The following is a 12050-nucleotide window of genomic DNA, read 5'->3' as shown; positions in this document are numbered from 1 at the left end:
ACTATTTACTAGTTATATCTATATTATAAATATCGAACCTTAAATATAACTTAAATTTTAATTTAATTTTGAAAAAAATTAAAAATAGCCAAAAAACTTATATATCAGCGTTTTATGAGAAAATGCCCATACTTTGATTTAATCATTTCATTTAAGACGGTTAAAAAATAAGATAAATTAAATAATTATATTTTATGAAATTATTTTTACTCAATAAACTCTTTTTCCTGAATATCTTTTTGATACCACACAACATCATACCAGCGATTAAATTTATAACCAACTTTTTCAAAATGTGCCACTTTTCTAAAATTATGTTTTTCATGAAAAGATATACTCCCTTCATCAGGATATGAGATACATGAAGTTAAACGACAAATTCCTTTTTCAATTAATTGTTTTTCCAACTCATTATAAAGCAACTCTCCAATCCCTTTTCCTCGTGCCTGTTTATCTAAATATATTGTAATTTCCGCAGTCCAATCATAAGCACGCTTTGGATAAAATTCTCCGGCATAAGTATATCCGAGAATTTTCTTATTTTCTACAGCTACTAAGAAAGGGTATTTTTGCATCGTTTTTGAAATTTTTTCTTCAAATTCATGTATATTAGGCACTTCATAATCAAAAGTAATCGCTGTTTCTTCTACGTATGGTCTGTAGATATCGACTAATTTTTGTGCATCTTCTAAATCTACTGTTCTTATTTCTATCATTTGGCCACCTACTTTAAAGTTTTCTCTACTCATAATTATATCATAAATTTATTTTATTTTAGAAGAAATCAAACATTATTAATCTAAGTAACCTAATTTTTTAATTAATTCTGCAGTTAATACCGCACCCCCTGCCGCACCTCGCAAGGTATTATGTGATAAACCGACAAATTTATAGTCAAATAAATTATCCTCACGAAGACGTCCTAGAGTTATTTGCATTCCTTTTTCGTTGTTTCGATCTAAGACAGGTTGAGGTCTGTCGTCTTCTTCATAATATTTAATAAATGGTGTTGGTGCTAAAGGAAGTTTATATTTTTCAATTTCCGGTACAAAATTTTTAATTTTTTCAATTAATACATCTTTTCCCGGATTATTTTTTAGATTAAACGATACACAAGCTAAGTGCCCATCTAACACCGGTACACGAATACATTGTGCTGACAGTTTCATATTATCAGTCGGAACAATTTTTCCGTCTTTAATTTCTCCAAAAATTTTTAACGGCTCTTTTTCGCTTTTTTCCTCTTCTCCACCAATGTAAGGAATAATATTTTCTATCATTTCCGGCCATTCATTAAATGTTTTTCCGCTTCCTGATATTGCTTGATAAGTGCAAATAGATGCTTCTTTGATTCCATATTCTTTAATAACCTCAAAAATAGGCACATAACTTTGAATTGAGCAATTCGGTTTAGTTGCGATAAATCCTTTTTCAGTCCCAAGTCGTTTCCTTTGGGTTGGAATAATATCAAGATGTGCTGAGTTTATTTCCGGAATAATCATCGGTACATCATCTTTATTTCTATTGGCAGAATTATTGGAAACAACAACGACTTCATGTTTTGCATAGTCTTCTTCCAATTTAACTAATTTTTCTTTGTCTAAGTTAATCGCACAAAATACCAAGTCAATACCCCTAGTTACTGAGTCAATTTCATATAAATCCTCTACTATTAAATTTTTTGCATATTCCGGTATGGCTAAATCCAATTTCCAACGATTTTCCATTAACTCTTTGTATTTTTCCCCCGCCGAGCGTGGCGAAGCCGCCAATTTAACAACGTCAAAATATGGATGATTTTCTAATAATACTAATAAACGTTGTCCTACCATTCCTGTTGCACCTAAAATAGCTACTTTTGATTTTTGCATAATTTTTTCTCCTCTTTTCTATAATTTTTATATTACTACCGTTCCTTCCGTATCTACTTTTAGTAAAATCGGACGCCAATTATATTTCAATTTGGCTAAATCTTCTTTTATTTTCTCTATACTTTCTACACACTCTACTATATTCATAAGTGTTGAACCGCTACCTGAGATAAAAAAGCCTTTACTATCCACTTTTTCACAAATTTCTTTTACTTCTTGATATTCATGTATTATTCTTTTACGATAAGGTTCATGAATTTTATCACCCATTACTTTATTTAATAAAGTTAAATTATAGGTTTCAAACGCTTTAATCACCGAACCCAGTCTTGATAATGAATAAATAGCATCTTTTAAAGAAATTTTTTCCGGCATAACTTTTCGTGCTTGTTCCGTTGATGTTTCAAAATCCGGAATAAGTGCTAAAAAGTTAAAACGTTCGTCCACCTTATATTTTACCGTTACAGCTTCTTTGTCATCAGTTGTACACGATGAACTCAAACTTCCAAAAATTGCCGGTGAAACATTATCGGGGTGTCCTTCTATTTCATTAGCAATCGTAAATATTTCTTGTTTATCAAGCCTTGTATTTGTCAATAAATATGCACCGTAAATCCCTGCTACAACGCATGTGGAACTGCTACCCAAGCCTCTTGAAATCGGAACATCATTTTGAATAGAAATTCTAACTCCGCTTATTGTTTTTTCTAATTTTCTTAATACCGTTTGTAAAGTAACATATACCAGATTTTTTTCATTGGCAAATCGTTCTTCAAAACCGACGAACTCCACTCCACTTTCGATTATTTCAAAATCAAATGTGGCATATAAAGTTAAAGCTACACCTAAAGTATCAAAACCGCAACCGATATTGGCTGATGTAGCCGGCACTCTTACTTTTACCATTATAACTCACCTAATTTCTCTAAAATATATTTTTTCATATCTTCTTTTTTAATCACATCTTTGTGTCTAATTTCTTTTTTATCCAAATCCTTAAGATTTTCCGGAATAGAAACCTGCGTTTTTTTATTTAATTCTTTCATTAATTCAAATTCGTCTTTATCACTTATTCCGTTTATTGCCGAATAAACACTTTCGGTAAATTTATACGGAGAAGCTGTTGAAAGAACAACATTTATATGTTCTTTATCCGGATTATCCAACAAAACCTTGTAAGCCACCGCTGTATGAGTATCTAATAAATATCCGTCTTTTTTATAAATATCTTTGATAATTTTTTTAGTAGTGTTATCATCAGCAAAACCTGATTGAAATTTATCGGTAATTTTTCGCAATATATCATCATTAACTTTGTAGCATCCTGTTTCTTTTAAGTCTTCCATAAGTTTATCAACATATTTGTTATCACAACCGCTCATGTAGTAAATTAACCTTTCAAGATTACTGGAAATAAGAATATCCATGCTTGGAGATATAGTTTTTAAAAATTCACGATTTTTATTATAAATACCGGTTGTTAAAAAATCATGTAAGACATTATTGCTGTTACTTGCACAAATTAACTTATTAATGGGTAAACCAATTCGCTCTGCATAATAACCGGCAAGGATATTTCCGAAATTTCCGGTAGGAACGATAAAATTTATTTTTTCTCCCACCGTAATTTTTTGCTCTTTAATTAAATCTACATATGCTACAATATAATAAACAATTTGAGGAATTAATCGTCCGATATTAATTGAATTTGCGCTTGATAATTTAATATTTTTTTCTAATAATTGTTTTTTTAATTCTTCATCTGTAAACAGTTCTTTAATACCACTTTGTGCATCATCAAAATTTCCATAAATAGCACATACTTTTGTATTCTTTCCTTCTTGAGTTTGCATTTGCATTTTTTGAACTGTACTCACTCCATCATCAGGATAAAAAACCATTATTTTTGTTCCCGTTACATCTTTAAAGCCTTCCAATGCTGCTTTTCCGGTATCTCCGCTCGTCGCCGTTAATATAAGTATGTCATTTTTATCTTTTACCTTTGTTAAAGCTGTCTTAGTTAGTTGCGGTAATAATGACAAACCAATATCTTTAAACGCACTCGTCGGACCATTAAATAATTCCAATATATAACCGTCACTTAACTTAACAAGCGGGGTTATATTCTCATCAGAAAATTTTCCACGATAAGCATTATTTACACAGTCTTTAATTTCCTGTCTGCTAAAATCAACGAATAGTTTTAATACTTCCTCTGCAATTTCATAATAATTTTTACCAACCAAGCCTTTTAAATCCAATTTATTTTTTCCCAAATCTCTTAATACAAATAAACCTCCCTCTTCACTTAATCCTTGAAGAATAGCTTCACTTGGACTAATTTTTTTATTTATATCTCGTGTACTTTCATAAATCATAAAAAATCTCCTTGCTTTATCAATGTATATATGATACAATGTTCTCTGTAAAATTACAAGTGTTTTTCTCAAAAGAATAAAAATTTTTTATTTATTTTTTAAATATAAATTAATATAAAGGAGATTATTATGAAAATAGCAATTTTAGGATTTGGAACAGTAGGTAGTGGTGTTTATGATATTATTGCCAATTCCACTACTTCGGAACTAAAAAATATTGAAGTAAAAAGTGTTTTCGCTCGCAGCCGTGATAAGATGCCCCTTGCAACAAACGATATAAACGAAATCTTAAATGATAAAGAAATTTCTCTTGTTGTTGAGTGTCTGGGTGGTTTAACACCTGCATATGAATTTATTAAAAAATCGCTAGAACATAAAAAACATGTGGTAACTGCAAATAAGGCTGTTGCTGCGAAGTATCTTAATGAATTTATTGCTCTTGCTAAAAAAAATAATGTTAAATTTTTATTTGAAGCAAGTGTCGGCGGTGGAATACCATGGTTAGCAGGTCTTGAAAAAGCGGGAAGAGTAGACAAAATAAATCGAATCTACGGAATTTTCAACGGAACCAGCAACTACATCTTAGATAATATGTATAGAAATAATCAAGAATTTGATTCTACATTAAAAACTGCTCAAAATCTCGGTTATGCAGAAGCAGATCCAAGTGCGGATATTGATGGTGGTGATGTTGTTAACAAAATTATTTTGAGCAATGCGTTAGGATTTAATATTCATATTTCACCAGAATTTCCTACATACTCAATGCGTTACATCACAAAAAACGATATTGATTATCTGAAAAAACATGATTTCGCTATAAAATATATCGGTGAAGCAAATGTTAACGATTCAAACTATGAAACTTCCGTTATGCTTACTATTTTTTCTAAAGATAGTCAAGAAGCCGTTGTTCCGTTAAATAATAATATTATTACACTAAACGGAAACTTTATAGGCGAACTTAAATTTTTCGGACAAGGGGCAGGAAAGTTTCCAACCGGTAATGCTATTGTCCAAGATATAATTGATATTAATTCAAACGTACCGAGAAAAGAGATTACTATAAAAAATCATCTTGTCTTCTCTAAAAAACTTACCAGAAAGAATTATTTACTACGCTCTAAAGTTAATTTAAACCATGATTTTATTGAAAGCAGTGAACAATATAAAGAAAATCATTATTTAAAAACTAAGGAAATTACTTTAGAACAATTAGAACAACTGCTAAAATTACTAAAACAAGATAACAATATATTAGTGGCTAAATTTCATTAATAGTAAATAATGCTAAAGTAACAAATGAAATTATTGAAAAGGAGATTTTAAATGGTCAAAGTAGCTAAATTTGGAGGAAGTTCAGTAGCAAGTGCTGAACAATTTAAAAAAGTTAAAAATATAGTGGAACTGGATCCTGCAAGAAAACTTGTAGTAGTCAGTGCAATAGGTAAAGCTGACAACAAAGATAATAAAATAACAGATTTACTATACTTGTGCTACGCTCATATTAAATACAATATCAGTACTGACACTATTTTTTCAATGATTGAGAATAAATATTTAACTATTGCAGATGAATTAGGATTAACATTTGATATTCAAGGTGAACTTACCAAACTTAAAAATGAACTTACTAAGGACATTGATGAAGAATATCTGGTTAGTCGTGGCGAATACTTGACAGGACTTCTTATGGCTGAATATTTAGGCTATTACTTTGTTGATGCCAAAAATTTAATTTTTTTCAATTACCAAGGTAAAATTGATTACGGAAAAACTCAAGATGCTTTTAATAAATTAATTAAAAAGCATGATAAATTATTAATTCCCGGTTTTTACGGAAGTCTGCCGAATGGTGAAATTAAAATAATGTCACGTGGAGGCGGTGACGTAACAGGTGCTATTATTGCAAATATCGCAGATGCCGAGGTTTATGAAAACTGGACGGACGTTTCGGGTATTCTTATGGCTGATCCGCGTATTATAAAAAATCCGCGTGAAATTAAAGTAATCAACTACTCAGAACTACGTGAACTTTCTTATATGGGGGCAAGTGTTCTCCATGAAGAAGCGATTTTTCCTGTTCGTGATAAAGAAATACCTATTCAAATTAAAAATACCAATAACCCTAAAAATACCGGTACAATTATTAGCGATAATGCAGATATAATTGAAAATAAAAATATCGTTACCGGTATCGCCGGCAAAAAGAATTTTTCCATCATTACTATTAAAAAAAATCATATGGCAAACGAAATCGGATTGGTAGGAAAAGTCCTTAAGGTACTCGAAGAATATCACGTCAATATCGAACATATTCCAAGTGGTATTGATTCATTCTCTATTGTTGTCGAAACAAATACGATCAAGCCATTTATTCATGAACTTGTAGCAAAAATTAAAAATATTATTCAAGCTGATGAAATTAATGTAACAAACGAAATTTCTCTTATAGCCACCGTTGGTGAAAAAATGAAAAATTCTCTCGGCTTATCGGCACGTTTATTCGGTTCTTTAGGTAAAGCAGGAGTTAATATTGCATTAATCTCACAAACCAATGATGAAATAAATATTATTATCGGTGTTCATAATAATGATTATGAAAAAACAATAACCGCCCTTTATAATGAATTTAAGTAACAATTAAGTATCTTAAACCTAAATTTTTCGGTTTAAGATACTTTTTTATGATATAATGTTACTAAAAATCATCTTCAAAGGAGAATTGTTATGAACGTATTGCAAATTCTTTGCCATCCGGATTTTGATAACAAAAATCGTGTTTCCAATATTTTAGCCTTAACCGGTGAAACAGAATTAAAGAAGAAAGGTTTTAACAATATCAAAACTTTAAACCTGTACTCACCGAATTGTTATATTCCTGTTATGGATAAACATATGTTTAATTATGAAAACAAAAAATTGACACCAAAAGAACAAAAAGATTATACAAGACAAAAAGAATTATTAGCCCAATGGAAAAACACTGATATAATATTTATCTATATGCCGCTTCATAATTTTAATATTGTTTCTAAATTTAAAGATTATATTGATAATATCGTTATAGTAAATGAAACTTTTGAATGTGAAATAGAAACTTTAATTGGGCTTGATAATCCGGACAAAAAAATTATCTTTGTTCTTACAAGTGGCGGAGAATTTGATAGCCATATTCAGTATATAAATCTTGATTTTACCGTTGATTATCTCCGAGGAATACTCGGTGTAATGGGAATAAATCATATGCAACTTTTGCGTGTTCAAGGGTTGGATTTGGAAAAAAATAATAAAGAAAGAATAATAGAAACTGCAAAAATGGATTTAACAAAAATAATAAAAGAAACCTTATAATTATCTTATTATTGTTTTCAAAACTAATTTAAACACCAATAGACTACTGCATAAATTAAATATAACAAATTGAAAAAGACTAATCTAAAATCTAATAAATTATCAAGGGCGACTTAAAAAATTGATTTCTAACAAAATCGCAATTTTTAAGTCGCTCCCATTTTCTATTTACTTCATATTATAAAAATATATACTTTAATATATACGCACCTGACATTAATAATCCTATAAAAATAGTTAATTTAGCAGTAAGAACCATATAAGGTGCCATAGTTTTTTTATCATTATTATCGTTAAAGCCTTTTATTATTTTTACAGCTAAAGGTAATGTTAGCAAAACGAGTAAGTTAAAAAATGTACCGTACTTAGTGAATGAGAATAAAATATTTAAACTATAAACAATAATAAACACTGCGGCTAATGTTTTAATTGCATAGTTTTTTCCTACAACTATTGCGTAAGTCTTTCTGCCTGAATTTTTATCATTATCCAAATCACGAATGTTATTGGCAAGAAGGATACTGCCGATTAATAAAAACAGCGGTGCTGATATTATTACTATATCTATATTTACAAAAGTTGTTTGAATATAAAATGCTAAACTTACTATCACAGTACCCATAAAAAATCCGGATACAATTTCTCCAAACGGAGAATATGCAATAGGATACTTACCTCCTGTATAAAAATATCCTGCAAACATACAAATTATCCCGACTATAAAAATATTAAAACTTGTTATAAAAGAAAGAATTATCCCGAAAATCAGTGCTATTAAATAAAGAAGTATTGCACCGACTAAGACTTCTTTAGCACTTAACCTACCTTTTATTATTGAACCGGAAATTCCTTCTGAATCAATTTTATCTAAGCCTTTCTTATAATCATAATATTCATTAAATAGATTTGTTGCAGCTTGAATTAATAAACATGCTACTAAAAATATTAAAAATTTTATATATGATATACTCTTAACATAATTTAAAGCATAGGCTGATCCAAGTAGTACGGGTGCAAAAGCTGCAGGATAACTATGCGGTCTTGTACATAAGAAAAATTCTCTTAATTTATCCACAATAACCTCCAAAAATTATTTTATACTTTATCATTATAGCATATTTCTTAAAAAATAATTAAATTAAAGATTAAGAAAATAATTAAATCCCGATTGGCATTTAAAAGTAGAACGTTTACATTATTTTATGATATAATAAAAAAAGAAATAGAATAACGGAGGATATAATTATGAAAATTGTATGGATCGGTACCGGTGTAATGGGAGAAAGTATGGCTGGGCATTTATTGGATGCCGGACATGAGTTATTTGTTTATAATCGAACTCAGTCTAAAACAGCAGCCCTTATTAAAAGAGGAGCAACCCTTTTAGAAAAAATTGAGGATGCACCGTTAAAAGCTGATATAGTTTTCTCTATGGTCGGCTATCCTAAAGATGTTGAAGAAGTTTATTTAGGTGAACACGGACTTTTAAAAAACGCTAAAAAAGGGCAAATATTTGTAGATATGTCTACATCATCACCTACTTTGGCAGAAAAAATAAGTGCCGAATTTGCAAAAGTTGGAGCTTTTGCTTTAGATTTACCTGTTACCGGCGGAGATATAGGTGCTAAAAACGGTACACTCTCTATTATGGCAGGTGGAGATAAAGATGTCTTTGAAAAAAATGTTTTACCGCTGGTACAACATTTAGGTAAAAATATCACCTATTTCGGCAAAGCGGGTAAAGGTCAATATACAAAACTTGCTAATCAGATCGCTATTGCCACTACTATGATTTCAGTAGCAGAAAGCTTTAAATTTGCGAAATCTGTCGGTCTGAATATGGACGATTTCTTTAAAACCGTTTCAACCGGTTCCGGTGGAAGTTTTTCTATGACTTCTTACGGTCCACGTATCTTGAAAGGTGATTTTAAACCCGGATTTTTCGTCCATCACTTTATAAAAGATATGCGATTGGCACTAGAAGAATGTGAAAAAATGAATATTAAACTTCCGGGTCTTGAACTTGTCTATAAACTTTATACCAGTTTAGAAGAAGAAGTTAAAAATACTAACGGAACACAAGCCATCTCTAAATACTATAATCTTTAAAAATAACGGGAACGACTCAAAAATCATGATTTTTTAAAAATCAATTTTATCGAGTCATTCCCGTATAATTTATCTACTAATAAGTAAATGCTAAAATTTAGATTGGCTTTTTAAAATTTTTAGCATTTGGACAGTACAGTTTGCGGTGTTATTTTCTATATCTATCTTATCTCCTCTATATAATATTTACTTGGGCTGTTTCCCCCTTCATAATGTTTATTATTTAAACGAAGGATATATTCACCGTCTACTCTTCCATTTTTTGAAATATCTATTATCGGTACAATTATTCTTTCTCCATCTTCCTTATATTGTGATAAATCTTCTGAAGGCGATATCGGTGACGCTCCGCCTATTCCGCCCATTGCGGTTAAGTATATATTATCTTTTTTAAAAAATACCGTTTCTCCTAATTTTATATCAGAAAGCATTGTTTTTCCGTTTTTCTCAAAACTGTCATCTATTTCTTTATACATTTCTTTTGTGTTAGAATTTTTTATGACATTTATTATATCATCTTTTACTTGTGAGTCATTATAGGTATCCGGATAAACTGTATTGTATATGTCCGTTAATTCCTGTAATGAAATAACAGTAAATCCGGTTATATCGCCTGTTCCTTGTATTCTTTTGTCAGGATCCGGAAGATAACCGAACAAAGTTACCGGTTGTAATTTATATCCCTTTTTATCATGTATATGGAATAGATATGTTCTTACCGTTTCATACGCCGCTTGTCTATTATGTTTTGTGTTTTTTAAATTGATATTATTCCATTTCAATTTATCTTTAGTTTTTGTCTTTAAATCTTCAATATTATCATTAGTTTTTTCTAATTTATTATTGCCGACTTTATATATACCTATCCATCTGTTTATATCTATCGCTTTATTATCTTTGTAATAACCACCTGTTTTTACAACTATCTTATCTTCACCGGAACTGTTATCTACCGCATAACTTAGACGTGAATTATAGTTGTTAATAGTACCTATAGTATAGTTATCCAAATTTATTAATGATTTTAAATTTTCTATATCTGTTGTATTATTTATTTTTTCCAAAATTACCGTTGTTTCTTTTGACAAATCCTGTTTATTAACATTTCCTAAATTGGCACTTTCATTTATAGTATTTTGCTCTTTGTACTCTTCATACTTTACTATTCCAAAAACACAAACTAGCGCCGCTAAAAATATTCCAACAAAACCTAATACATATTTCATCATCTTATTCATAATCTACCAATTCCTTTATCCTTCTTCTTTATCAAATGTCGGCACATAAAAGTGGCGTCCTTCTAAACCGAACAGTTTATCAGAAAAACTACCCGGTTCTACATTTGCTAAATTTTTATCAAACATTTGCATTCTGGCGTCTATATTATCTATAAAATTAATAATTTCCGCTTCCTTAAGCATCGGTAACTTAGGCGAACCAAATTCATACTTACCATGATGTGCCAAAATAATATGACGTAGCAAAATAATTTCCTCGCCATTTATACCAAGTTTTTCAGCCGCTCTGGCTACTTCATCACTCATAATAACTATATGCCCTAAAAGTTCACCCTCGAGTGTATAAGATGTTCCTATCGGGCCGCTTAATTCAACTGTTTTTCCTAAATCATGCAAAATAATACCGCTGTATAATAAATCTTTATTTAGTGACGGATAAATAACAAGCAATGCTTTTGCCACCTTTAACATAGTTGTTGTATGGTAAATAAGTCCTGAATAAAAATCATGGTGCATAGACTTCGCCGCCGGAAAAGTCAAAAATTGTTTTTTATATTTATTTAATAATTCTATTGTTACCGCTTTTAATTTTGCATTATCTATATCTTTTAAAAAATTATTTAATTCGCTTATCATTACCTCTTTAGGTAGTGGTGCTGTTTGAATAAAATCTTGAATATTAATATTTTCATCACCGGTTTTTAAGCGATAATTTTTTACTTTTAGTTGTAATTTACCACGATAATCTAATACTGTCCCCTCGACAAAAATTATTATTCCTGATTTTAAATTTTCCGTATCTTCATCTTTAACATCCCAAATTTTCCCGTCAATACTCCCTGTTTTATCTTTTAAGGTTATGGTTAAATAAGGTTTCCCGCTTGTTGCTATACCACGAACTACATTATCCAAAAGAAAAAACATACTAACTTCCATATCGGTTTTAAATTCGTTAATAAACATTTTTCCACTCCTTCTTCGTATTTTCCATATACTATTTTACTAACTCTCAGACAAAAATTCAAATTAAACGGGATTTTTCAAAAAATTTTATAATTACCAAAATATAAAAAAATTTGAAAATTACATTCTATATATTT

Annotated in this window: 11 protein-coding genes; 4 read left to right on the top strand and 7 right to left on the bottom strand. The window is 29.9% G+C overall.

Annotation, left to right across the window (positions count from 1 at the left end):
* Nucleotides 1-206: 206 nt before the first annotated feature.
* The 4 genes from BQ7358_RS01075 to thrC all read right to left on the bottom strand — a co-directional run bounded on the left by BQ7358_RS01075 (nt 207) and on the right by thrC (nt 4249).
* On the bottom strand, nt 207-716 hold the full coding sequence (locus tag BQ7358_RS01075; protein ID WP_062172797.1) for a GNAT family N-acetyltransferase: 510 nt from the start codon (nt 714-716) through the stop codon (nt 207-209).
* Between the two features lie 78 nt (nt 717-794).
* The gene (gene asd, locus BQ7358_RS01070) at nt 795-1871 is read right to left on the bottom strand and encodes an aspartate-semialdehyde dehydrogenase (RefSeq protein ID WP_062172788.1); all 1077 of its coding nucleotides are present in this window, start codon (nt 1869-1871) and stop codon (nt 795-797) included.
* Nucleotides 1872-1898: 27 nt separating this feature from the next.
* A complete protein-coding gene (thrB, locus tag BQ7358_RS01065; protein WP_062172786.1) occupies nt 1899-2777 on the bottom strand; it encodes a homoserine kinase in 879 nt (292 codons plus the stop codon).
* A complete protein-coding gene (gene thrC, locus BQ7358_RS01060; protein WP_062172784.1) occupies nt 2777-4249 on the bottom strand; it encodes a threonine synthase in 1473 nt (490 codons plus the stop codon). Before thrC ends, thrB begins: the two co-directional genes overlap by 1 nt.
* Nucleotides 4250-4378: 129 nt before the next feature.
* Here thrC and BQ7358_RS01055 point away from each other — a divergent pair, with 129 nt between their 5' ends.
* From BQ7358_RS01055 to BQ7358_RS01045, 3 genes are all read left to right on the top strand, one after another.
* Complete coding sequence (locus tag BQ7358_RS01055) at nt 4379-5527, top strand: homoserine dehydrogenase (protein ID WP_062172782.1); 1149 nt, start codon at nt 4379-4381, stop codon at nt 5525-5527.
* Between the two features lie 51 nt (nt 5528-5578).
* The gene (locus BQ7358_RS01050) at nt 5579-6889 is read left to right on the top strand and encodes an aspartate kinase (RefSeq protein WP_062172780.1); all 1311 of its coding nucleotides are present in this window, start codon (nt 5579-5581) and stop codon (nt 6887-6889) included.
* A gap of 90 nt (nt 6890-6979) precedes the next feature.
* Nucleotides 6980-7603 (top strand): NAD(P)H-dependent oxidoreductase, encoded by a 624-nt coding sequence (locus BQ7358_RS01045; protein WP_072520113.1) that lies wholly within the window; start codon nt 6980-6982, stop codon nt 7601-7603.
* A gap of 178 nt (nt 7604-7781) precedes the next feature.
* Here the strand turns inward: BQ7358_RS01045 and BQ7358_RS01040 are convergent, their stop codons facing one another.
* Entirely contained in the window at nt 7782-8678 is an 897-nt protein-coding gene (locus BQ7358_RS01040) for a 1,4-dihydroxy-2-naphthoate polyprenyltransferase (protein WP_234971551.1), read from the bottom strand.
* A 170-nt stretch (nt 8679-8848) separates the two neighbouring features.
* On the opposite strand from BQ7358_RS01040, the gene BQ7358_RS01035 reads away from it, so the two are divergent.
* Nucleotides 8849-9712, top strand: coding sequence for an NAD(P)-dependent oxidoreductase (locus tag BQ7358_RS01035; RefSeq protein WP_062172776.1), 864 nt, complete (start codon nt 8849-8851; stop codon nt 9710-9712).
* 161 nt (nt 9713-9873) lie between these two features.
* Here the strand turns inward: BQ7358_RS01035 and BQ7358_RS01030 are convergent, their stop codons facing one another.
* On the bottom strand, nt 9874-10950 hold the full coding sequence (locus tag BQ7358_RS01030; protein WP_062172774.1) for a hypothetical protein: 1077 nt from the start codon (nt 10948-10950) through the stop codon (nt 9874-9876).
* A gap of 15 nt (nt 10951-10965) precedes the next feature.
* Nucleotides 10966-11913, bottom strand: coding sequence for an HD domain-containing protein (locus BQ7358_RS01025; RefSeq protein WP_062172771.1), 948 nt, complete (start codon nt 11911-11913; stop codon nt 10966-10968).
* Between the last annotated feature and the right edge of the window lie 137 nt (nt 11914-12050).

This window comes from Gemella massiliensis (assembly GCF_900120125.1).
GTDB classification, from domain to species: domain Bacteria; phylum Bacillota; class Bacilli; order Staphylococcales; family Gemellaceae; genus Gemella; species Gemella massiliensis.
This window is presented reverse-complemented; position numbering and strand designations above follow the sequence as displayed.

Bases quoted from the DNA above. Each gene is read 5' to 3' on its own strand.
- BQ7358_RS01075 (WP_062172797.1), bottom strand. From the start codon at position 716: ATGATAGAAATAAGAACAGTAGATTTAGAAGATGCACAAAAATTAGTC.
- asd (WP_062172788.1), bottom strand. From the start codon at position 1,871: ATGCAAAAATCAAAAGTAGCTATTTTAGGTGCAACAGGAATGGTAGGA.
- thrB (WP_062172786.1), bottom strand. From the start codon at position 2,777: ATGGTAAAAGTAAGAGTGCCGGCTACATCAGCCAATATCGGTTGCGGT.
- thrC (WP_062172784.1), bottom strand. From the start codon at position 4,249: ATGATTTATGAAAGTACACGAGATATAAATAAAAAAATTAGTCCAAGT.
- BQ7358_RS01055 (WP_062172782.1), top strand. From the start codon at position 4,379: ATGAAAATAGCAATTTTAGGATTTGGAACAGTAGGTAGTGGTGTTTAT.
- BQ7358_RS01050 (WP_062172780.1), top strand. From the start codon at position 5,579: ATGGTCAAAGTAGCTAAATTTGGAGGAAGTTCAGTAGCAAGTGCTGAA.
- BQ7358_RS01045 (WP_072520113.1), top strand. From the start codon at position 6,980: ATGAACGTATTGCAAATTCTTTGCCATCCGGATTTTGATAACAAAAAT.
- BQ7358_RS01035 (WP_062172776.1), top strand. From the start codon at position 8,849: ATGAAAATTGTATGGATCGGTACCGGTGTAATGGGAGAAAGTATGGCT.
- BQ7358_RS01030 (WP_062172774.1), bottom strand. From the start codon at position 10,950: ATGAATAAGATGATGAAATATGTATTAGGTTTTGTTGGAATATTTTTA.
- BQ7358_RS01025 (WP_062172771.1), bottom strand. From the start codon at position 11,913: ATGTTTATTAACGAATTTAAAACCGATATGGAAGTTAGTATGTTTTTT.